The organism is Rikenella sp. (genome assembly GCF_056799795.1).
Genome location: NZ_JBQIQO010000002.1, coordinates 1 through 21929, shown reverse-complemented (window position 1 = coordinate 21929; position 21929 = coordinate 1). Strand labels below are relative to the sequence as shown.

Here is a 21929-nt window from a genome sequence, read left to right as displayed (position 1 = left end):
ACTCAAATTTATTGACAAGTTACACGAATGATGGTATTACCATGAATGGTTGTCTCTTGCTGTTTGAAATCACCGTTTTCGTATTTTAAAATACGGACTCCCGTATTGTACTTGCTTAGTAAATAGCTTAGAGCATAAGCATACGACTCGTCCATTGACTGATCGGCTTTATATATCTCGGTGAAAAGGTCTTGCACCTCCAGTTCCATTTGATTTTTAAACTGATCATTCAACGTACCGATAAATGTATTGGCTGCGGCCTGGTCTTCTATGTAAAGCGCATAAATAATTGGAGGAACTCCTACTTCTTGCTGTACCGCAACGATAGAAATATGAGTTTTACCGTTTGTCCATTGATTTTCTTTCATGAGACTCCTTACATCTGTCATAGAGTGGGGCATTCCAGTAGCCGGATGAGTATGAAATGTGGCCACCGAATTGACATATGAACCATATGTAATAGGAATACCTACACTGGTAGGACTTCCCGACCTTACGGTTCCCAATGTATAAGTTCTTGTTTGTGAATCATAATCCAACGCTACACCCCACTCTACATTATCATTAATGTGAGCATTAATGAAACTTTGTAATCCGGCATTGTTAAATACTCGATACATCGCTTGAACCGAAGCAGCATTCTCACCGGCTGACAGGGCACAATCTATCCTTTGAATCGGAGGGATGTCCCGGACTATCGGGCTGATATTTCCTCCGCCGCCACCGCCGTTACCACCACCTCCCCCACCCGGAGGAACAGGCGGTTCTTCTTTCCCTCCACCTTCATTACCGATCGTTTTGCAATAACAGCCCGCCCCACTCTCTCTACAATAACATTCTCGCATCCCACATTGCCGACATGCCTGAACAATTACTTCTTCCGACTCCAGAGTCAATTTATACATGGCAGGAGTCCCTCCATAAATTTGAGCCTCGGGCAACATACGGAACAACGCTTCCGCCAAAGACAAATTACCTTCCGGATCGTAAGCCTGATCTATCCGAACTCCATCACGGTATTGATCTATATTTACAAAACGTCCTCCCAAAGTATGATAAATCACAATCCCCGAAAAATCCGCTTTCGTTCCTACATTAACAAACTTTTGCCCATAATTCCGATGATGGGAATAATAATCCGGAGTAGGGATCAGGGTAGCGATATAAGCATACATTCCCTTCCATTGCTGATGGTCATGCCAGCGGTTCACCACCAGTTTCTGGGTAATGTCCACCATCTGTCGGAGGGTATCTCCCGTTTCCGTCTTCCGATGGAACACCGCCGTGAAGATGAAGTGCGGGTCGATCGGCACATCGGCACCGTCCATCTCGCGATTGGCACCGATCCGAGCCTTGTTCCACAGCGGCGTGAAATCGCCTGGCAACATCCCCACCGGACGGTCTCCCGACGCCCGGGTCATTGTCGGCAGGCTCTGCGCATACTGCCATTCGAAAAAGTCCTGCGCCTCGCCGACCGTCAGAGTCGGTTTGACAGCATCGGGGTCATCCGCCCCGAAGCGTTCATGTCGGCAGGCCCAGACCAGGACACCCGCAACCATCACCGACATTCCGTACAAAAGTAGTTTGTGCTTCATACTGCGATAAATTTAGCCAATAGATCCATCCATTCGCATAGTTGACTCAAAACACGAAATAAATATAATAATAAAAAGCACACGAAAAAGCATCCGGCTGATTTTAAAATAACGAAACATAATACATGCAATATCCATTAAATATTGTATACAAGAATATTTTTGACGGATATGCAAATTACAAAAACCGGAAACCCCGACCGCCCGAAGGCGGAAAGAGTTTCCGGTTTGAAAGATCAGGTATTCTTTGACCGAAATACCATACAAAAGGAGACCGCCCCCGATTACTCCGCCACCAGCGCCGCCTCCGCCTGTAGAAAGCGGTCGAAAGCGAACCGCTCCAACACCGCCGCCATCAAAGCATCCACCCGATCCAGGCACAAGTTTCCGATGCTCCCCGCATGCGTGTGGTGCACCTCCCGCAACGGGCTGTACGTCCCGTTTTCGATCTCCAACCCCACCTGCCGATACGCCTCCCGAAACGGAACCCCGCTCAAAACCAGCCGGTTGACCACCTCGACACTGAACAGATAATCATACTTCGGATCGTTCAGGATATCGTGTTTCACTTCAATATGCTGCAACATGTAATCCGCCATCTCGACACATTCCTTGAGCGTCCGAATCGCCGGGAAAAGCACCTCCTTCAGCAGCTGCAAATCCCGGAAATAGCCCGTCGGCAGGTTGGTCGTCATCAGTGCGATCTCGTTCGGCAAAGCCATCAGCCGGTTGCACTTGCTGCGCATCACCTCCCACACGTCCGGATTCTTCTTATGCGGCATGATGCTCGACCCCGTGGTCAGCTCCGGCGGATAGACGATAAATCCGAAATTCTGGCACAAGAACAGGCAGTTGTCCGTCGCCAGTTTATTGAGCGTTGCCGCCACCGCCGACATCGCCTGCGCCAGCAGGCGTTCCGTCTTGCCGCGCCCCATCTGGGCATAGACCACATTGTGGCTCATCGTGTCGAACCCCAGCAGGCGCGTCGTCATCTCGCGGTCGAGCGGGAACGACGACCCGTAGCCCGCCGCCGACCCCAACGGATTTTTGTTGCACACCCGATAAGCCGCCTCCATCATCGTCAGGTCGTCCACCAGCCCCTCGGCAAAAGCGCCGAACCACAGGCCGAAGCTCGACGGCATCGCGATCTGGAGATGGGTATAGCCCGGCATCAAGACCTCCCTGTGCTGTTCGGCCAGCCGCTGGAGCATGCGGAAGAGCCGTTCGACCCCACCGACGATCTCATAAATCTCGCGCCGCAGGTAAATCCGCAGATCGACCAGCACCTGGTCGTTGCGCGAACGGCCGCTGTGAATCTTCTTGCCCGTCTCGCCGATCCGCCGCGTAAGCAGCAATTCGACCTGCGAGTGGATATCCTCGACATCCTCCTCGATCCGGAAATCCCCCTGCTCCACCGTCCGGTAGATGGCTTTCAATTCGCGCTGCACGTCTGCCAGCTCGTCCTGCGCCAACAGCCCGATCGTCGCCAGCATCCGCGTGTGGGCCAGCGAGCCGAGCAGGTCGGCGCGCGCCAAAGAGAGATCCATTTCGCGGTCGAGACCGACGGTAAATCGGTCTACTTCCGCCGTATCGGTGCCGTTTTTCTGCCAAAGTTTCATTTCCGGAAAGTTCAATAAGTTTCGTTCGGTACAAAAATACGATTTTCCCGCGGACTTGGGGGCACCGAACACCGTCACGACAGAAAACAAGGCGGACTCTCCTCGGTGAAGGAGAGTCCGCCCGTTCGATCCGCCATCCGGCACCCGCCGTCAGGCAAACAGCTCTTCGACCGCCCGCACCACCTGCTCCTTGTCCGCATCTAACGGAAAAACACGGTGCGGCCGCAGGTTCCAGACCCGATTTCCCCGCTCGCGCCGGAAACGCTCTTCGCCCCCGCCCGTCACATTGAGCATCACGATCTTGTCGCGTTCCACCCGCCCTTCGCGCACCGCCCGGATCAGCGTGGCCAGCGCTACCCCCGCCGCCGAATAGATATCCACCCCTTCGAGCTCCTCGAACAGCCGCCGCGCCTCGCGCGCCTCCTCGTTGGTCGCCACCAGCACATCGCCGTCCGTCGCCACCAGCGCGTCGTACAGCCCCCCGTGCAAACTGTACGGCGGCTTCCGGTTCGAGAGCACCTTGGCGTCGATCGCCTCGGCATCGGCCCGCGCCTGATCCGCGTCGTAAGGCAGCATCTCGCGCGAGCCCGCCCGCCAGGCATCGTACATCGGCGTGAACGGCGCATTCTGCGACACCATCAGTCGCATCAGCTTGTTCCCGAACCGCCCGTCCTCGATCAGCCTCAAGTTGGCCTCCCACGCCGCAATCGCCCCCGTTCCGCTCCCCACAGCCTGGAAATAGTAGTCCGGAATCTCGCCGATGGCCGTCGCCGCCGACAGCACGGTCGTCCCCATCCCGTCCCTCCGCGCCACATTCTTCGCCCCCCCCTCGGCATAGCACCGCGGCGACGAGAGCGCCAGATTGCTCAGGTGAATCGCATCGAAATAGTCGCCCCCGCAGCACGGCGCGATGAGTTTGACGCACGGATCGAGCGGCTCCTCGAACCACAGCGCGCCGACATTGTCCTCCGGCACCGAGAGCAGCAGCGGAATCCGGTTGTCCGAGCACACCTTGGCGAAAGCCCGCGCCGTATTGCCCGCCGAAGCGACCACCAGCACGCGCTCCTCGCCCTCCGCCCGCCGGGCGCAGACGTTGTAAGCCTCCGTCTCCTTGAACGAGCAGGTGGTCATCCGCGCCCCCACCTCCGGGAAGTAACCGCTGAAAGTGATATAGAGATTCTCCAGCCCCAAATACTCGGCCAGCTTCCGGCTCTTATAGGTCACCGGCGCATGGCTTCCGCGCAGCGTCCGCCGGATAGGCAGCCAGTCGCAAAAGCGATAGATGCCGTAAGCGTCGTCCCGCACGTTGAGCTGCCGCTCCGCATAGCGGGCCCGCACCAGCGACGGTTCGCCACACTCCGGATCGTCGAGCGTCCAGCCCTCGTCCTCGAATTCGCGGCCCGAGGCCACACAGGTCAGTGTATAACGGGTAGGTGTAAATCGTTCCATGTCTGTCGTACTTGTTTTTCGACCGGGCCTCCGCCGCCCCGAAGCGGCAATCCCCGTATCATCTGCAAAAATAGACAAAAGCCGCCCCCCGGCCGTGGGTATTTATACCTAAATCGCCCGCGGCCGGCCTCGCCGAAGTCCCGCCCCACGCACCGCGACGGGAAAAATCCTATCTTTATCCTCTGATATGGTACTTCTCGTCTTACTCGTCATCTCAATCGTCCTCCAGATCTTCGCCGCCGGCGTGGCCGTGCGTCTGACCCAGCGGACGAAATTCAACTCCTCGTGGATCCTGATCACCATCGCCCTGGTGCTGATGTGCGTGATGCGTTTCGACGAGTTCGCCCGACAGCTCTCCGCACTGACCGACGGACGGACCAGTATCATCGTGATGCGCGAGGAGTACTACGTCTGGGTCGGCATCGCGACCTCGCTCTGTTTCGCCGTCGGGGTTTTCATGGTGAAAAAGATCCTGAACTACATCGCCCTGCGCGAGGAGCAGCGGCGGAACAGCGAGAAACGGCTCCTGAGCGCCGTGATCCGGGCCGAGGAGAACCAGCGGCAGATCATCTCGAAAGAGCTGCACGACGGCCTGGGCCCCCTGCTTTCGTCCGTCCGGATGAGCGTCTCGGCCCTCCTGCAACAGCCGCTCGACGCGACCCAAAAGGAGATTCTGACCAACACCGAGTATGTGGTCAACGAGGCGGTCAAGAGCCTGACCGAGATATCGAACAACCTCAGTCCCCACATTCTGGACAACTTCGGCGTGGCACGGGCGATCCACACCTTCGTTCACAAGCTCCAGCCGATGTGCCCCGCCACGCGGATCGTTCTCCGCACCGAAGGCATGCGCGATCTCCGTTTCGAACGCGACCGCGAGGTGATTCTCTACCGGGTGGTGTGCGAGCTGATCAACAACGCCCTGAAGCACGCCGGCGCCGCGAACCTGACGATCGACATGCAGGCCGACGGCGACCGAATTTCCGTGCGAGTGGCCGACGACGGCTGCGGGTTCGACCCCGAGACCGAACCGACCGGCATGGGGCTGTCGAACATCGCCTCGCGGATCAGTTCGATCCACGGCGAGCTGACCCTCGACAGCCGACCGGGAGGCGGCGGCACTCGGGTCTCGATCCGCATCGCCACCCGATAGCGACAGTGTCCAGAAAATAGACACCCGATGTCTAAAAATTAGACACTTTCGGCCTATTCCTGTTTTTATAGTAATCTGAATATCAATCAATAAACCGCTTTGGTATTCGAATTGGAGGGTGATTCGACCGAATCACCCTCCAATCTTTTCCGTATGCTCCGCAACTACCTCCTGCTGACCCTCCGCCGCATCGAGCGACACAAACTCTTCTCCGCGGTCGATCTGCTATCGCTCGCCGTGGGGATGTCCGTCGCGCTTCTGATCCTCAACTACGTCGTTTTCGAACGGAGCTACGACTCGATGCACCCCGAAGGGGAACGGCTCTACCGGGTCGAAGCGCAGTTCTACGAAGGCAACACCCTGACCGACGACTGGGCCACCTCCTCCTACGGCTACGGCCCCGCCATGAAGCGGCACATTCCGGGCATCGAGGAGTTTGCGCGATTCGACATCCACGGCACCGAACAGATCGTCCGCCACGGCGACCGTCAGTACCGCGAAAACAGCGTCACGGCGGTCGATCCGTCGTTCTTCGACCTCTTCGGCTTCCGCCTCCGGGAGGGCGATCCGGCCACAGCCTTAGCGGGGCCGAACCGGGTGGTCATCACCCCCTACGCCGCCGCCAAATACTTTCCGGGCGAAGACCCTATGGGTCAGACGCTGCGTTTCCACTCGTCGGAAGGCGAACTGAACTGCGAAGTGACGGGCATTCTGGAGGAGATGCCGCGCAACTCGCAACTGCAATTCGACTTCTTCCTCTCGTGGCAGACCCTGCCCGTCTGGCTGGACGAATTCTGGTACCGGCACGAGGTCTACACCTATGTCCGACTGGCTCCGGGCGTCGATCCGCGGGCGGTGGAGGAGGCCTTCCCCGCGATGGCGGAACGCTATAAAACCGACGAGGCCTTGCGGAACAAGACCTGGGGCGTGTCGCTGAATCCGGCGGCCGACGTCCACCTGACCCCGTGGAAGAAATACGAACGCGAGGCCAAAGGGAGTCGGGCGGCCGTGACGACCCTGACCCTCGTCGCGCTGGCGATTCTGGCCATCGCGTGGATCAACTACATCAACATGGCCACCGCCCGGTCGCTGGAGCGGGCCCGCGAAGTGGGCATCCGGAAAGTCTCGGGCGGCACCCGCCGACAGTTGATCGGCCAGTTCCTGCTGGAGTCGGCCGTCATCAATTCGGCAGCCCTGCTGCTGGCCGCAGGGGCCGTATCTCTCTTCGGGCCGTGGTTCGACCGGCTGATCGGCCACGAAATCGGATTCGTGATGCTTGACCGGCCCGTGTTCTGGATCGCCGCCGGAGGCATCTTTCTGCTCGGCGTGCTGCTGTCGGGCGCCTATCCGGCCTTCGTTATCTCGAACGTCCGACCGGCCACGATCCTGAAAGGCAAATACATCGGCACCGGTCGGGCGGGCGCCGTGCGCCGCTGCCTGACCGTGTTGCAGTTCACCGCCTCGCTGGTGCTGATCGCGAGCACCTTCACCGTAGACCGCCAGCTGGCCTACATGCGGGCCCAACCGTTAGGGGTGGAGACCCAACGCATCTTCGCCATCCGCTATCCGGGCTCGATGTCCGACCTGCCGGAGCGGATGCAGGCCTACAAACGGGCCCTGGAGGAGCGGAAAGAGGTGGAGCGGGTGACCCTCTCGAACGCCGTGCCGGGGATGGAGGTGGCGACCTTCCTCTCGAACCGGCTGACGAGCGACGTGACGAAACAGAACCGGCTGTACGAGATGCTGGTGGCGGACGAGGACTATATCGCGACCTACGGACTGGCGGTGGTGGCCGGACGAGGCTTCGGCGCGGAGTTCACGGGCGACGAAGACCGGATGGTCGTCAACGAAGCGGCCGTCCGGGCGCTGGGATTCGCCACGCCGGACGAGGCGGTGGGAAAGTTCGTGACGGTCGAAACCCGCGAAGACCGGCCGATGGAGATCGTCGGCGTAGTAAAAGATTATCACCAGCAGGGGCTGCGGAACGGCTATACGCCGATCATGCTGATCCGCGAGAGTGCATTGGGGTGGCTGCCTCAGAAGTTCGTTTCGGTGAAATTCGCCGAAAACGCCCCGATCGACGAACTGCTCCGGACGGCAGAGACGGAGTGGCAGCGTTTCTTTTCGGAATCGACCTTCGACCGCTTCTTCATCGACCGGTTCTACGACGCCCAATATCAGGAGGAGAGCCGTTTCGGACGGGTTTTCGCCCTGTTTTCCGGGCTGGCACTCTTCGTGGCCGTGGTGGGGCTGTGGGTGATGGTGCTCTTCTCGACCAACCACCGGCGCAAGGAGTTAGGCGTGCGCAAGGTGTTCGGCGCGACGGGGCTCGACCTCTTCCGATCGTTGTCGGCCGAATTCGTCTGGCTGATAGCGGCGGCCGTGGCGATCGGCATCCCGCTGGCGTGGTATGCCATGCAGAGCTGGCTGGCGCGCTATCCGTTCCGGATCGGGACGAACGGGTGGCTCTTCGTCGTGCCGGTGGGGATACTGGCTGCCGTGACGCTGGCGACGGTGGGCAGCCGGATTCTGATCACGCTGCGCGCCAACCCGATCCGGTCGCTGAAAACGGAATAACACCCTGCATCGATTCGTCTGTTTTAACCTTACAAACCTTATGAAAAGCATCCTGAAAACCGGCTTCCACGCAGTCGTTCTACTCATCGGGCTCCTCGGCACAGCCGCGGCCCAGGAGGCACCGCAGACACGCACCCTGACCTGTTTCGAGGGCGAGTCGATTCACGAGATTTTTCTGGCCGGGAATTTCGACGTGGAGATTCGGCAGGGCAGCCCGACGGGAGTCCTGTTGGAGATTCCGGCCGACATCCCGACCTGTCCGACCGCCCGGGACGAAGAGCGGGGAACTTTCATCTCATCCGAAAATATGGGAGAAAACCTGTCGGACACCCTGCGTTATTCGTTGAAACAGGGAATCCTACGGCTTTACAACACCCGCCGCGTTCAGCTAAACAAAAAGAGCTTCGTCAGGCATGCGAAATCCGGTTTCCGGGCCCGGGCCGTCATTACGGTCAATGACTTGCGCAAGCTGAGCGCTGCCGGCGACGGACAGATCCGGCTGGGGACGATACAGTTCCAAAATGCCGAATTCATCTGCTTCAACCGGACGGAGGTGACCGGCGCCGATCTGCGAGCCACCGGCAGACTCTCGATTTCGGTTTTCAACCGCGCGAAATTCGAGGGGGACATATCGAACACTCCGGCGGTCAGCCTAAGTGTTTTCAACAACGGAGAGGCGAATATCCGCGTCAGCCATGTCGACCGTCTGGAGGGCACGGCGTTCAACACAGGCAAGATTTATGCGGCGGGCGAAGTCCGCAGCCTGACTCATCGGTCGTATAACAACGGGCTCTTCGACGTGACGCAGCTGACCGTGAAATCCTCTTTGACGAACGACGAAGCGGCCGTAACGACGGAGCCGAATCCCTCTCTGCTGCTCGTATCGACGGGAGCACGGTGCGTCATCGGCGACGAGCCCCGGGTCGTGACGGCGGTGCAGGGAGGCATTCAACTGCGACAACCGGGGCCGGATGACACGACGGTTCCGGCGGCGCAGAAACAACGCGTGATCATGCTGGAAAAAGGGGCGAAAATCCGCATACAGGGCGGTACGTATCGGGTGACGGAAGAGAGGGGTATGATCGTCCTGCACAAAGAGGCCTGACCGCCCCGGGCTTCCGCGACACGGGTATCGACGGACGATTGGACGATCCGGTGGACGTCGGCAACTACGGGTTCAGCTGGTCTTCCGACACGAGCGGCATCTACAGTTTGAATTTGAATTTCAGTTCACAGCTCTTTTACACCAGCCACTCGGACTACCGCGCCTACGGTTTTCAATTGCGGTGCCTCTCGGAATAAACGGTGCCGAGCGGCACCCGAAAGATGGCTGGAACTACCTTAACAACCGGAACCCTCTTCCCTGTTTACGTTTTGAACTGATTCCTGCGGCTCGCAGAGCCGCGCGGGCCGGACGCCTCCCCCTCGGGAGGCCCGCAACGTTCGCATGCTCACTGCGAGCTCCCGGGCGTCCGACCCGATCAATTCCAGCCTAATGCACCATCCCAACTTCTGTCGGGTTCGGCCTGTCGCCCATCCCTCCGAAGCCGCTACGCGCCTGGGCGACAAGGCCGGCGCCCCAAAGGGTCGCAGAAGCTCAGCCCATTTATCACCCCCATTCTGCGAAGTTCGTCCTCGGCGCGCTATCCGTTCTTAGCCTAAGTTCGCCGCCAGCGGAGAGTGCAACGAGCCCCGACGAGTTGCAGTCCGCCGCGTGGGGTGGCGGCGAACTGCGCGACCCAAAGGGTCGCAGATGCTCGGCCAATAGTTCAGCCCAATCCACCGCCCGAAGAACAAGCAAAGACCAAAGCTCGCCCCAGTTTTCCGCCCCGTGTCGGCCTCACTGCGGCTCCGCTACCGCTCCGCCACATTCCCGTCGCCCGCTGGGATTTCATCTCGATTTTGCTGTCGCAAAATGAGCGAAATCCCTCTTTAAGCGGGCGGGCGACGGATTTTTTGCGCGCCGTTCTTTGTTCGCGCGCCTTGGGAAATCTTGTCAAAACACGCAAGCGAGTTTTGACGATTTCCCTTTTAAGGCGTGGCGCGCGGCTTAGTTTGAGGGTACCGTTCTTTTTCTGAAGAAAAAGAACCAAAAAGACTTTAGACGGATGCTTCGCATCCTCAAGCTGCCGGAGGCCCAAATCTTTGTTCGCGCGCAGGCCCCAATTCTCTCGCGCTCCGCCGCACACCTCGACCGGCAATCCCCCTCCGCTTGCCACGGCCCTAAACAAAGAATTTTACCTCTCCCGAAGCGGCATTTCATAAAATATCCCTATATTTGGTATTCATAACGATTCTCAAAAAACCACATACCATGAAGCAATTAGCAGTAGGCATCGACATCGGGGGGACGAATTCCGTTTACGGCCTGGTAGACCGCGACGGAAACATGTACGGCGAAGGCGTCGTACCCACCAAGAAATTCCCCGATTTCGACCAGTATCTGGAAGAGCTCTACATCGGCATCCAGAGCCTGATGAAAAACCTCGACGGCGAGTTCGAAATCATCGGGATCGGGATCGGAGCGCCGAATGCCAACTACTACAACGGAACCATCGAATATGCCGCCAACCTGATCTGGGAAGGCGTCATCCCGTTCGTCGAAAAGATGAAACGATACTACCCGACCATTCCGGTGCTGATTACCAACGACGCCAACGCAGCCGCCATCGGCGAGATGGTTTACGGGGCGGCGAAAGGGATGAAAGACTTTATCGTCGTGACCTTGGGGACGGGCCTCGGGAGCGGCTTCGTGGCCAACGGACAGTTAGTGTACGGACACGACAGTTTTGCCGGGGAACTCGGGCACGTGATCGTCAACAAGACCGCTAGCGCGCGGGTGTGCGGATGCGGGAGGAAGGGGTGCCTGGAAACCTATGTGTCGGCGACGGGGATTAAGCGGACGGCGTTCAAACTGCTGGCCGACCACATCGAAGACAGCGAATTCCGAAACATCAGCTACAACGACCTGACCGCCGAGATGATTACCAAGGCGGCGCTCAATGGAGACAGGCTCGCTATCGAGGCGTATGAATATACGGGGATGATTCTGGGACAGGCCTTGGCGGATGCGGTGACCATCACCTCGCCGGAAGCGATCTTCCTTTTCGGCGGGTTGGCGAAGGCAGGCAAATACATCTTCGAGCCGACCAAGAAGTACATGGAGATGCACATGCTCTCGAACTTCAGGAATAAGGTAAAACTGTTGCCGTCGGGGATCGACGGAAAGAACGCGGCGGTGCTGGGAGCTTCGGCCTTGATTTGGCAACAGCTGGAACGGGAATAGAAGAACACCTATCTGTTATTCTAAAGTACAGGGGGCTATGCTGTCGAAGCATAGCCCCCTGTACTTTTATTCCGCCGTCATCCCGGCAATCGTACGCTTATAGAGTTCCCACATCTTCGCATTGCCCACCGGAGACCCCACGAGCATCACCCGATTCGCACTGTCCAGCAGAAAGGTCTGAAACACCGGATTTTTTGGCAATTCCGGGTTCGAAATCTCGAACTCGTTCGCCCGATCATAAAAAACCGGATGGACAAACCGCATCCCGTAGAGCGTCATCTCCAACTCCCGTTCCGTCGTGTGGGCCGGATTCAGGATGAAAACGAACCGCACCGCGCTATCCTCCGCCAGCTCTTCGATCATCGGCCGCCACTGCATCAGCTCCTTGAGTTTGCACGGCGTGCACCCCTCGGCGCTGTAATAGACCAGCACCTTCGCCACCCCCGCCGTATCGCCCGGACTCAAGAGCGTATCCCGACCGTCGGCCCTCGCCGCCATATCGGCCGGAATCTCCAGCCGCATCCCGACCCACCGCCGGATATCCTCCGCCGTCCCGTCACCCGCCCTGCCGCAAGCCACCAACCCGGCAGCCCACAAGGCCAGCCCTAAAACGTTAATCTTCCACATCATAAATGACTAATATCGGATTTTCCAGCTCCCCATTCGCCTGCAACAACGAATCCATCTGAGGCGTCACCTTCATCCGCCCCATCCCCGCCAGCGCCTGCACCCGCTCCGGTATCAGCTGAAGCACCAGCCGACGGCTCTGATACTCCATCGGCACATAGCTCCAGAGCTGCCCCTCGATCCCATCTCCCACCGCTATCGACTCCACCTTCCGGGCCCTCCCGTCCGCTAAATCGATCAGGAAATAGTCACCGAACGTCCCGATCAACAAGCAGTTACCCACCTGACACGGTCGCGCCGCGTGGAAAACAACCCCCTCCTTGCTCGCCTTCAGAATCACATCGTAGTCGTCCAGTCCCTCCGTGTATCCCGCCGGCATGTTCCCCGGCCCGAAATCGAGCCGACAGACCGCCCGCGGCTCCCCGTTCGTCCGATCGACGCGATAGACCCGGTTGTCGAACGGCCGGCTGATCCACAGCACGCCGCTGTCCGCCGCCGTCAGAATCGCTCCCGCCGTCACCGCCGCCGGCCACTCCTTGAACGGCAGAAAATCCGCCCCGTCCGTCCCGTCTTCCGTCAGCCGGGCGACCGTATACCCCGAAGTCCCCCGGTTTGCGGGCATCACGCCATAGACCCTGCCATCGGCACCCCCATACCCGATCCCCTCCAAGAAGCAATACCGACGCGCCACAGGCCGTTCTCCGAGAAAATCTCCGACCCGGTCGTAATACATCAGTTTGTTCGGCTGGTCGGCATAGAGCACCAGCGTATCCCCGGCCAACGCCACGCCGCTCAGCTGCACATACTCCCGCGGCCCTTTGCCGACCTGCCCCACCTGACGGATAAACTGTCCGGTGGTATCGAACAGATAGACGTAATTCTGTTTCCGGTCGAAAATCACATACCGGTCGCGCCAATCGAGCAACTGGCTGATACTGCCCAGCATTCTCCCGCGCAGCGTGACATACGAGGGATTCCGAAACAGTCGTCCGGCGACCGTATCGGCCAAGGGCGCTTCGTCCATCGACAACCGAACCGTGGGCACCTGCGCATCATCGGCATCCGACGCACTCCGACCGCAACCTACCATCCCTATGACAAAAGAAACAGCTACGAATAAACAATTAAGAATCCGCATAATACAGCATAAATTTTGATTGGAAGGAAACATTACTATTCCCTTCCAATCTTTTTAGAATTTAGCAGCAGCTCAAGAAACCATCACCACCACATGTACATGTAACTTGTACAGCTCCCCCACCAAGATCGACTCCGTGTTTATTAACAAACTCATAGCCATCTTCCAAATCTTTTCCCAACGCCATTGCTTCGATATTGGAAAGAGTCAGATCAGAACTGTTGGCATTCTCAGCAGAAAAATGAACCGCAGAGAACACGCCAGCGCTTAAAAAAAGCGTACCAATTGCCGTTATGAAAATGTGTTTCTTTTTCATGACTTTAATTTTTTAAAAGTTTTAAGAAATGATCCGACGTCAAAATCAATTCAAAGGCAAATATAAAATAAAACACACACAAAACAATAAGAGTCGCATTCGTTTTCACTGAAACGTTTAAGAACAAACAACAAACCCTTAAAGTGTTTAATTTTTAACATCCCCACACCATCCTAATATTATAACAAACCGCCCAAACCTACTAAAGTATTAAAACACTATATTTGTATTTTGTCCTGCACAAAACAAACGCGTCACAGAAGCGCATGTATATAAATCATTTGAGATGAGACAACCGAAACGATATTTAGTGACCTCCGCCCTGCCCTACGCCAACGGACCCGTACATATCGGCCACCTCGCCGGCGTTTACGTACCCTCCGACATCTACGTCCGGTACCTTCGCGGACGCGGCGAAGAGGCCATCTCCATCTGCGGCTCCGACGAACACGGCGTGCCCATCACCATCAAAGCCAAGAAAGAGGGCGTGACCCCTCAGGACGTCGTGGACAAATACCACGGGATTATCAAAGACGCCTTCAAACGGTTCGGGATCAGCTTCGACATCTACTCCAGAACCAGCAGCCCGGCCCACGCCCGCACCGCCTCGGACTTTTTCCGGAAGCTGTACGACCAGGGCGACTTTATCGAGCAGACCACCGAGCAATACTACGACCCCGAAGCCCGGCAATTCTTGGCCGACCGGTACATCACCGGCACCTGTCCCAAGTGTCAGAGCGAAGGCGCATACGGCGACCAGTGCGAGAAGTGCGGTTCGACCCTCTCGCCGACCGAGCTCATCGACCCGAAATCTGCGATTACCGGAGCCACGCCGGTGCTGCGGGAGACCAAGCACTGGTTCCTGCCGTTGGATCGATACGAAGCATTTTTGCGGCAGTGGATTTTGGAGCAGCACGCCGCAGCCGGCGAGGGAGAGACCTGGAAAACAAACGTCTACGGCCAGTGCAAGAGTTGGCTGGACGGAGGGCTGCTGCCTCGCGCCGTGAGCCGCGACTTGGACTGGGGGATACCCGTGCCGGTCGAAGGGGCGGAGGGAAAGGTTCTCTATGTGTGGTTCGACGCGCCGATAGGCTATATCTCGGCCACGAAGGAGCTGTTCGAGAACCGTGGCGATGCGGAGGGGTGGAAACCTTATTGGCAGGATGAAGATACCAAACTGGTGCACTTTATCGGCAAAGACAACATCGTCTTCCACTGCATCGTCTTCCCGTCGATGCTCAAGGCGCACGGCGAATTTATCCTGCCGGAAAACGTCCCCGCCAACGAATTCCTGAACCTCGAGAACGACAAAATCTCCACCTCGCGGAACTGGGCGGTGTGGCTGCACGAGTACCTCGACGAGTTCCCGGGGAAAGAGGATGTCTTGCGGTACGTCCTCTGCGCCAATGCGCCCGAGACCAAAGACAACGACTTCACCTGGCGCGACTTCCAGGCTCGGAACAACAATGAGTTGGTGGCGATTTTCGGCAATTTCGTGAACCGGGCACTGGTCTTGACCCACAAATATTTCGGCGGGTGCGTCCCGGCGATCGACCCGGCGACCGGACTGACCGACTACGACCGGGAGATCGTAGCACAACTGCCCGTGTTCAAGGAGGCCATCGAACAGAATATCGAGAATTATCGGTTCCGCGAGGCGTTGAAGGAGATGATGAACCTCGCGCGGCTGGGGAACAAGTATCTGGCGGATACGGAGCCGTGGAAAGTCGTCAAAACAGACGAAGCGCGCGTAGCGACCATCCTGAACATCGCCTTGCAGATCACCGCATCGCTGGCGATCGCCGCCGAACCGTTCCTGCCGTTCACGGCGGTCAAGTTGCGCGAGATGTTGCGCCTGCCGGCTTCGGAATTGAAGTGGGACAACATCGGCTGCCTGACTCTCCTGGAGCCGGGACACGAGTTGGGCCAAGCGGAACTGCTGTTCGAGAAGATCGAGGACGCGGTAGTCGAGGCACAGTTGGCCAAACTCGCCGCTACCAAAGCTGCGAATGCAGCGGCCAATGCGACGGTCGCTCCGGCGAAGGAAGAGACGGTACAGTTCGACGATTTCGCGAAAATGGACATCCGCGTCTCGAAAGTCATCGCAGCCGAACCGGTGCCGAAGACCAAAAAGTTGCTGAAACTGACGGTAGATACGGGATTGGATACGCGAACGATCGTTTCGGGGATCGCGGAGTATTTCACCGCGGAAGAGATGGTCGGGAAACAGGTGCTGGTTTTGGTGAACCTCGCGCCGCGGGTGCTTAAGGGGATCGAGTCTCAGGGTATGATCCTGATGGCGGAGTCGCCAACGGGCGCCCTGTCGATCGTAGCGCCGACGGACTACGACTCGACAGCCGGAGAAGTACCGGCCGGTTCAGTGGTCGGATAGAGCTCGGCCGCAGCGGCCCTGACTCCGCCGACGATATAGGGGAAGACATACTCGCCGACCCCTTTCAACAACGAGTAACTACGGGCTTCGTTCGTCAACTGGTCGAACGAAGCCCGATTTTTTTCAGGCAAATAGGGCCGAAAAGCCTCCAGCGCCATCACGGCCAACGCTGCCAGCAAAATTCCTTTCGCCACGGCGAACAGCGCTCCCAGCAGCCGCAGCGGCCCGGCCAATCCCCCGGTTTTGAGCAGACGGGTGACCAAGTGGCTGAGCAGGATGACGCAGATCATCACTCCGATCAGCACGAGCACGAAAAGCACTTCGGACGGCAACTCAGTCAAGTCGAGCCACTGTCCGATAGCCTGTGAAAACCGATAGGCGACCCATGTTCCGACCACCACACCGACAATCCCGCTCAGCTGGACGAGAATCCCGCTCCGTCCACCGCTCCAGGCGCACCAAACGAGAATAATACAAGCTATGATATCGATGATATTCATTCCTCAAAGAGATTGTTTCCGCCCGATTTAGCAACAGAGCGGCTTGTACGGATCGATACAGCGTCTTTTCGGCAAAATTCTCAGAAGGCCCGCCCCGGGCTTCCGCAACTTCAGCTCGGGGGTGCTGACCCACACGGGCAATTTCGGATACAGTTGGTCTCGCACGATTTTCGACATTTATGCCCGGCTTCTGGATTTTTACGCGGTCTATCTCACCGCCACGAGTGCCAACTACCGTGCTTACGGTCTTCAGTTGCGTTGCCTCTCGGAATAAACGGGACAGGAGAGCTTTCGACGGAACCGATTGGGGACTTAGAACCCGGGCTTATATTCGTTTTCCTATTCTGATTCTGCAGTTCGCGTGTCATGCGGTTTCGGGCTGCCCGCTCCCCGGGTGGGCCAAACGGCCCAGCGCACAAGCTCGGCGATTCTACGAATAACGCTATTTGTCCTCAGCTCTAGCGGTTCGCCGCCAGCGGAGGCGCAATGAGCTCCGACGAGTTGCAGTCCACCGCGGGGGCTGCGGCGAACTGCGCGACCCTACGGGTCGAAGAAGCAACACCTCTTTCATTACCCCAATCCATCGGGTTCGGCCTGTCGCCCATCCCCCCGAAGCCGCTACGCGGCTTGGGCGACAAGGCCGGCGACCCTTTAGGTCGCAAGAGCACAACCCATTCGTCCTCGGCGCCCCCTCACGCGCCGCTAATGCGTCGCCCTCGCCGAGGACGGCGATTCTACGAATCGCGCTACTCGCTCTCGCCCCAAAGCCCGGCAAACGGCTCAGCCCAATCTACCGCCCAAATCCAAGCCCCATACTCGGCCCAGCGCGGTGCGAAAACCGTAACCGGTTTTCGCACCCGCAGAACAGTCGCAGCCCAAAGCACTGCCGCCTCACTGCGGCTCCGCTCTCGCTCCGCCGGTGCCGCTCGGCACCCGAAAGATGGGCGAGCGACGGAATTTTCGCACACGGTCGAGTTTTTCCGCGCGCCTGCGCGATTCATTCTATTTCGGCTCACGCCGAAATAGTTGAATCGCTCCTTAAGGCGTGGCGCGCATCTGTCCTATGGGAGGGTACTGCCCTTACGCCGGGCGGGCGCACCCTTCGGGTGGTTTAATGGCAGCCTCTACCCCCGTTCTTCGTCCGCGGGCCTGGGGAAATCTTGTCAAAACGCACAAAGTGCATTTTGACGATTTCCCTCTTTAGGCGGGGGCACGGTCGAGCTTTACCCCGCCTGAAACTGCCCTGTGCGGGTGGCGATCGGTTAATAAGGCAAAGACAACCCTAACAAAACGACCGATGGGCGCACCGGAGGGACGAGCGAAACTGCGTTTCGCTATGGCTGCTTTTGTTCGCGGGCCCCACCTATAGTAAAAAGAGCCCCAACAAAACGCCCCCACAGGCCGTTCACCGATCTCCGAAAAGAGAAGCCACGAACCGAGCCCCGTCGAACACCTGCAAATCATCGATCCCCTCGCCCACACCGATATATCGCACCGGAATCCGAAACTGTTCCGAAATCCCCACCACGACACCCCCCTTGGCCGTCCCGTCCAACTTCGTGATCGCCAGCGACGTAATCTGCGTCGCCGCCGCGAACTGTTTCGCCTGTTCGAACGCATTCTGCCCCGTCGAACCATCCAACACCAGCATCACCTCGTGCGGAGCATCCGGCACCACCTTCTGCATCACGTTCCGAATCTTGGTCAATTCGTTCATCAGATTGACCTTATTGTGCAACCGCCCCGCCGTGTCGATAATCACCACATCCGCCCCCGCCGCCTTCGCCGCCGAAAGCGTGTCGAACGCCACCGAAGCCGGATCCGCCCCCATCTGCTGCTTCACCAACCTCGCCCCCGCCCGCTCGGCCCACACCTCCAACTGGTCGATCGCCGCCGCACGGAACGTGTCCGCCGCGCCCAGATAGACCCGTTTGCCCGCCGCCGTCAGCCGCGCCGCCAGCTTGCCGATCGAAGTCGTCTTCCCCACCCCGTTGACCCCCACGACCATCAGCACGAACGGATTGCCCGCCGCATCCTTCTCGAACAGCATCCCCAGGTCGGACGACGAAGTCACCGCCGGCGCCTCGGCCAGCAGCGCCGTCACCTCCTCCCGCAAAATCGCATTCAACTCCTCCGCATTCAGATACTTATCCCGTGCCACTCTGGCTTCGATACGCTCGATGATGTGCAACGTCGTATCTACCCCCACATCGGCCGTAATGAGAATCTCTTCGAGCTCGTCGAGCACCTCTTCGTCGACCCGCGACTTCCCCACCAGCGCCCGCGACAGCTTGGAAAATATTCCCTCGCGGCTCTTTTCCAGTCCCCGGTCGAGCGTCCCCTGCTGCGCTTCGTCGGCGTCCTTTTTCCGAAACAGATCGAATATACTCATAGGAATATCAAACCGAATTTTTATTGGTACAACCCATCCAGCTGCGCCCGGATCTTTTCGCTCAGGATATACTCGTCGTACTCCATGTACTTGTCCACCATCCCATTAGGCGTGATTTCGATGATCCGGTTCGCCACCGTTTCGATAAATTCGTGGTCGTGCGACGTCATCAGGACAATCCCCGGGAACGAGACCAGCGAGTTGTTGAACGCCTGGATCGACTCCAGGTCGAGGTGGTTCGTCGGCGAGTCGAGCACCAGCGTATTCGGATTCTCGATCATCATCCGGGCGATCATGCAACGCATCTTCTCGCCCCCCGACAGGACGCTCACCTTCTTGTAGACCTCCTCACCGCTGAAGAGCATCTTCCCGAGGTAGCCCCGCAGGAACAGTTCGCTCGTATCCGGCGAGTACTGCGCCAGCCAGTCGATAATCGAGAGGTCGGAGTTGAAAAACGCCGTGTTGTTGACCGGCAAATAGGCCGATTTGATGGTCACCCCCCACTCGATCATCCCGGCCTCCGGCGCGACGTTGCCCGTGATGCACTCCAACAAGGCCGTCACCGCCCGCGGCTCGCGCGAAAGGAAAACCACCTTGTCCCCCTTCTCGATCGTGAACGACAGATTGCGGAACAGCGTCTCGCCGTCCGGCGTGGAGTAAGTCAGCCCATCCACCGCCAGAATCTTCGTCCCCGGATCGCGTTCCGGCTGGAAGATAATCCCGGGATACTTCCGCATCGACGGCTTAATCTCCTCGATGTTGAGCTTTTCGAGCATCTTTTTGCGCGAAGTAGTCTGTTTCGACTTCGCCACGTTGGCCGAGAAACGCTGGATAAACTCCATGAGCTCCTTCCGCTTCTCCTCGGCCTTTTTATTCTGCTGGGCCTGCTGACGCGCCGCCAACTGGCTCGACTGGTACCAGAAACTGTAGTTCCCGGCAAAGAGGTTGATGTCGCTGTAGTCGATATCGATCGTATGCGTGCTCACCGCGTCGAGGAAGTGGCGGTCGTGCGACACCACGAGCACCGTATTCTCGTAGTTCGACAAGTAGTTTTCGAGCCACATGATGGTATTGACGTCCAGGTCGTTGGTCGGCTCGTCGAGCAGCAGGTTGTCCGGTTTCCCGAACAGGGCCTGGGCCAGCAGCACCCGCACCTTCTCCTTGGCATTGAGTTCGCCCATCAGCGAATAGTGCAGACTCTCCTTGATCCCCAGCCCGCTGAGCAGTTCGGCGGCATCGCTCTCGGCATTCCACCCCTCCATCTCAGCGAACTTCTCCTCCAGCTCCGCCGCCCGCAGCCCGTCTTCGTCCGAAAAGTCCTCCTTGGCGTAGATGGCGTTCTTGGCCTGCATAATCTCCCACAGCGGCTGGTGCCCCATCAGCACGGTATCCAGCACGGTGTGTTCGTCGAATTCGAAGTGATCCTGTTTCAGCACCGAGAGCCGTTCGCCGGGCCCGAACGCGACACTGCCGCGCGTCGGATCGACTTCGCCGGCGAGCACGCGCAGAAAGGTCGATTTCCCTGCGCCGTTGGCCCCGATCACACCGTAACAGTTACCGGGCGTAAACTTCAGATTGACGTCTTTGAACAGGACGCGTTTGCCGAATTGGACTTCTAAGTTGGATACCGTAATCATTTGTCTATTAAAGCTATTTCGATTGCTTAGCCACCCCTCGCCGCCGGGGGCGGAGGGGTTCGTAAAAGGTAGTGAAAGGCAAAGATACCCAAAATATCCGGCAATCGGCCGGAGGAGCGAGCGGTGATTTTTTATTTCTTTGCGGAATCGGGATCGGAGCACACGGGTTCCGGAGTGCCGGAGGGTATGCGTTCCGGCAGGGCGAACGATAAATTCAGCGGCCCACTGCGCCTCTCCTGCTGCGGTTCGAGAGGGGATAGTTATTTCCTGCGGCGACCGGCTCCGCTTCCCCCCGGATGTTCGAGGGGGAGCTGCCATCGCCGCTCACGAAGCGGTCGCTCGCAACACGCCGCCGTGCGCGGTTCCCGCCCCGGGCTACCGCGACTTCGGTCGCGCGGGCTATGAGGGTGTAGCAAGGAACGTCGGCAACAACGGGTACAGTTGGTCGTGTACGCCGGTGACGGGCGGTGTCACGGTGCGGTATTTGGACTTCTACATGCAGGAGCTCAACCCCAGCAACGCGCACAATCGCGGCCACGGTTTTCAGTTGCGTTGCCTCTCAGGATTTATCGCACTCCGATCCCTTTTTATCGCGCTCTATTTTGTGCCGGGATTTTTCCACCACGCGCCGCGTTCGGCAAAGGTGGCGGCCAGACGTTCGATCGACCGGTCGTGGGTCAGTTCGATATCTTTCGGAAAAAAGCAGGCCGGGAGTTGTCCTTTGCTGCGGTGATGCGCCACGCACTGGCAGCAGTATCCGTGACGGGTGCATCTCGTGGCGCTACATGGACAAGCCGCATTCTGAGGGCCTTGTTTACATTCCATGGCTTTTGGAGTAAGTATTATGTTCAAGGTATGGTATCGTCATAGATGTGTCCGGAGGAGGGAATTTCTGTCTTGTTTGGTGTCAAATTTTGCAAATCCCCCGCCCCGGGCTACCGCAACGCAACCTCGGGCGTACCGGTGGGCGTCGGCAACGGCGGGTTCAGCTGGTCTTCCGCCACGAGCGGCATCGGCGGCCTGGACTTGCATTTCAATTCGCAGTACCTCCACGCTAGCCCCTCGGACGGTCGCGCCTACGGTTTTCAGTTGCGTTGCCTCTCGGAATAAACGGAGACAAACCCCGCCCCGGGTTTCCGCAATCGGGATACGGGTGTTCTGACGGGCGTCGGCGGCAGCGGGTACAGTTGGTCTTCCGCTCTTAGCAGGACTAACGGCGTGTTCTTGTGGTTCCACTCGCAGGATCTC

The 21929-nt window shown here is 58.2% G+C and carries 19 protein-coding genes; 8 read left to right on the top strand and 11 right to left on the bottom strand.

The annotated features are described in order from the left end of the window. Positions 1 to 8 precede the first annotated feature (8 nt). The 3 genes from ACTO3O_RS00680 to ACTO3O_RS00670 form a co-directional block, all read right to left on the bottom strand. Complete coding sequence (locus ACTO3O_RS00680) at positions 9 to 1595, bottom strand: hypothetical protein (protein WP_297829330.1); 1587 nt, start codon at positions 1593 to 1595, stop codon at positions 9 to 11. A 284-nt stretch (positions 1596 to 1879) separates the two neighbouring features. Then, positions 1880 to 3214 carry an argininosuccinate lyase gene (argH, locus tag ACTO3O_RS00675; protein WP_297829334.1) on the bottom strand — a complete coding sequence of 445 codons (1335 nt, stop codon included), beginning with the start codon at positions 3212 to 3214 and terminating at the stop codon, positions 1880 to 1882. Between the two features lie 150 nt (positions 3215 to 3364). Further along, positions 3365 to 4663, bottom strand: coding sequence for a cysteate synthase (locus ACTO3O_RS00670; protein WP_297829337.1), 1299 nt, complete (start codon positions 4661 to 4663; stop codon positions 3365 to 3367). 187 nt (positions 4664 to 4850) lie between these two features. On the opposite strand from ACTO3O_RS00670, the gene ACTO3O_RS00665 reads away from it, so the two are divergent. The 4 genes from ACTO3O_RS00665 (at position 4851) to ACTO3O_RS00650 (ending at position 9695) form a co-directional block, all read left to right on the top strand. Then, a complete protein-coding gene (locus ACTO3O_RS00665; protein ID WP_297829340.1) occupies positions 4851 to 5816 on the top strand; it encodes a sensor histidine kinase in 966 nt (321 codons plus the stop codon). Between the two features lie 99 nt (positions 5817 to 5915). Next, positions 5916 to 8393, top strand: a complete 2478-nt coding sequence (locus ACTO3O_RS00660) for an ABC transporter permease (protein WP_297829343.1) — start codon at positions 5916 to 5918, stop codon at positions 8391 to 8393. Between the two features lie 40 nt (positions 8394 to 8433). Continuing rightward, on the top strand, positions 8434 to 9498 hold the full coding sequence (locus ACTO3O_RS00655; RefSeq protein ID WP_297829347.1) for a GIN domain-containing protein: 1065 nt from the start codon (positions 8434 to 8436) through the stop codon (positions 9496 to 9498). Between the two features lie 38 nt (positions 9499 to 9536). Further along, complete coding sequence (locus ACTO3O_RS00650) at positions 9537 to 9695, top strand: hypothetical protein (RefSeq protein ID WP_297829350.1); 159 nt, start codon at positions 9537 to 9539, stop codon at positions 9693 to 9695. 467 nt (positions 9696 to 10162) lie between these two features. Here ACTO3O_RS00650 and ACTO3O_RS00645 read toward each other — a convergent pair whose 3' ends face one another. Next, entirely contained in the window at positions 10163 to 10612 is a 450-nt protein-coding gene (locus ACTO3O_RS00645) for a hypothetical protein (protein WP_298080688.1), read from the bottom strand. A gap of 95 nt (positions 10613 to 10707) precedes the next feature. Between ACTO3O_RS00645 and ACTO3O_RS00640 the strand changes: the two genes are divergently transcribed. After that, positions 10708 to 11679 carry an ROK family protein gene (locus ACTO3O_RS00640; RefSeq protein WP_294594104.1) on the top strand — a complete coding sequence of 324 codons (972 nt, stop codon included), beginning with the start codon at positions 10708 to 10710 and terminating at the stop codon, positions 11677 to 11679. Positions 11680 to 11745: 66 nt separating this feature from the next. On the opposite strand, the gene ACTO3O_RS00635 is transcribed toward ACTO3O_RS00640, so the two are convergent. The 3 genes from ACTO3O_RS00635 to ACTO3O_RS00625 all read right to left on the bottom strand — a co-directional run bounded on the left by ACTO3O_RS00635 (position 11746) and on the right by ACTO3O_RS00625 (position 13760). Next, positions 11746 to 12309: a thioredoxin domain-containing protein gene (locus tag ACTO3O_RS00635; protein WP_297829356.1), complete on the bottom strand. Its 564-nt coding sequence runs from the start codon at positions 12307 to 12309 to the stop codon at positions 11746 to 11748. Further along, positions 12293 to 13396 carry a DUF4934 domain-containing protein gene (locus tag ACTO3O_RS00630; RefSeq protein ID WP_297829359.1) on the bottom strand — a complete coding sequence of 368 codons (1104 nt, stop codon included), beginning with the start codon at positions 13394 to 13396 and terminating at the stop codon, positions 12293 to 12295. Before ACTO3O_RS00630 ends, ACTO3O_RS00635 begins: the two co-directional genes overlap by 17 nt. Positions 13397 to 13505: 109 nt before the next feature. Continuing rightward, positions 13506 to 13760 (bottom strand): hypothetical protein, encoded by a 255-nt coding sequence (locus ACTO3O_RS00625; protein ID WP_297627989.1) that lies wholly within the window; start codon positions 13758 to 13760, stop codon positions 13506 to 13508. 220 nt (positions 13761 to 13980) lie between these two features. On the opposite strand from ACTO3O_RS00625, the gene metG reads away from it, so the two are divergent. Then, a complete protein-coding gene (gene metG / locus ACTO3O_RS00620; RefSeq protein ID WP_297829375.1) occupies positions 13981 to 16152 on the top strand; it encodes a methionine--tRNA ligase in 2172 nt (723 codons plus the stop codon). On the opposite strand, the gene ACTO3O_RS00615 is transcribed toward metG, so the two are convergent. Continuing rightward, positions 16104 to 16652 carry a CvpA family protein gene (locus tag ACTO3O_RS00615; protein WP_297829362.1) on the bottom strand — a complete coding sequence of 183 codons (549 nt, stop codon included), beginning with the start codon at positions 16650 to 16652 and terminating at the stop codon, positions 16104 to 16106. The genes metG and ACTO3O_RS00615 overlap by 49 nt on opposite strands. A 43-nt stretch (positions 16653 to 16695) precedes the next feature. Between ACTO3O_RS00615 and ACTO3O_RS00610 the strand changes: the two genes are divergently transcribed. Continuing rightward, entirely contained in the window at positions 16696 to 16926 is a 231-nt protein-coding gene (locus ACTO3O_RS00610; RefSeq protein ID WP_297829364.1) for a hypothetical protein, read from the top strand. 1131 nt (positions 16927 to 18057) lie between these two features. On the opposite strand, the gene ftsY is transcribed toward ACTO3O_RS00610, so the two are convergent. The 3 genes from ftsY to ACTO3O_RS00595 form a co-directional block, all read right to left on the bottom strand. Further along, on the bottom strand, positions 18058 to 19044 hold the full coding sequence (gene ftsY, locus ACTO3O_RS00605) for a signal recognition particle-docking protein FtsY (protein ID WP_297829366.1): 987 nt from the start codon (positions 19042 to 19044) through the stop codon (positions 18058 to 18060). A gap of 20 nt (positions 19045 to 19064) precedes the next feature. Then, positions 19065 to 20681: an ABC-F family ATP-binding cassette domain-containing protein gene (locus ACTO3O_RS00600; protein WP_297829368.1), complete on the bottom strand. Its 1617-nt coding sequence runs from the start codon at positions 20679 to 20681 to the stop codon at positions 19065 to 19067. 597 nt (positions 20682 to 21278) lie between these two features. After that, complete coding sequence (locus ACTO3O_RS00595; RefSeq protein ID WP_367270575.1) at positions 21279 to 21506, bottom strand: DUF6485 family protein; 228 nt, start codon at positions 21504 to 21506, stop codon at positions 21279 to 21281. A 138-nt stretch (positions 21507 to 21644) separates the two neighbouring features. On the opposite strand from ACTO3O_RS00595, the gene ACTO3O_RS00590 reads away from it, so the two are divergent. Further along, positions 21645 to 21791 (top strand): hypothetical protein, encoded by a 147-nt coding sequence (locus ACTO3O_RS00590; protein ID WP_297829373.1) that lies wholly within the window; start codon positions 21645 to 21647, stop codon positions 21789 to 21791. Positions 21792 to 21929: the final 138 nt, after the last annotated feature.

What these genes read in the sequence shown, in the direction of transcription:
- ACTO3O_RS00680 (WP_297829330.1), bottom strand. Translation starts at nt 1,595, where the DNA reads ATGAAGCACAAACTACTTTTGTACGGAATGTCGGTGATGGTTGCGGGT.
- argH (WP_297829334.1), bottom strand. Translation starts at nt 3,214, where the DNA reads ATGAAACTTTGGCAGAAAAACGGCACCGATACGGCGGAAGTAGACCGA.
- ACTO3O_RS00670 (WP_297829337.1), bottom strand. Translation starts at nt 4,663, where the DNA reads ATGGAACGATTTACACCTACCCGTTATACACTGACCTGTGTGGCCTCG.
- ACTO3O_RS00665 (WP_297829340.1), top strand. Translation starts at nt 4,851, where the DNA reads ATGGTACTTCTCGTCTTACTCGTCATCTCAATCGTCCTCCAGATCTTC.
- ACTO3O_RS00655 (WP_297829347.1), top strand. Translation starts at nt 8,434, where the DNA reads ATGAAAAGCATCCTGAAAACCGGCTTCCACGCAGTCGTTCTACTCATC.
- ACTO3O_RS00640 (WP_294594104.1), top strand. Translation starts at nt 10,708, where the DNA reads ATGAAGCAATTAGCAGTAGGCATCGACATCGGGGGGACGAATTCCGTT.
- ACTO3O_RS00635 (WP_297829356.1), bottom strand. Translation starts at nt 12,309, where the DNA reads ATGATGTGGAAGATTAACGTTTTAGGGCTGGCCTTGTGGGCTGCCGGG.
- ACTO3O_RS00630 (WP_297829359.1), bottom strand. Translation starts at nt 13,396, where the DNA reads ATGGTAGGTTGCGGTCGGAGTGCGTCGGATGCCGATGATGCGCAGGTG.
- ACTO3O_RS00625 (WP_297627989.1), bottom strand. Translation starts at nt 13,760, where the DNA reads ATGAAAAAGAAACACATTTTCATAACGGCAATTGGTACGCTTTTTTTA.
- ACTO3O_RS00615 (WP_297829362.1), bottom strand. Translation starts at nt 16,652, where the DNA reads ATGAATATCATCGATATCATAGCTTGTATTATTCTCGTTTGGTGCGCC.
- ftsY (WP_297829366.1), bottom strand. Translation starts at nt 19,044, where the DNA reads ATGAGTATATTCGATCTGTTTCGGAAAAAGGACGCCGACGAAGCGCAG.
- ACTO3O_RS00600 (WP_297829368.1), bottom strand. Translation starts at nt 20,681, where the DNA reads ATGATTACGGTATCCAACTTAGAAGTCCAATTCGGCAAACGCGTCCTG.
- ACTO3O_RS00595 (WP_367270575.1), bottom strand. Translation starts at nt 21,506, where the DNA reads ATGGAATGTAAACAAGGCCCTCAGAATGCGGCTTGTCCATGTAGCGCC.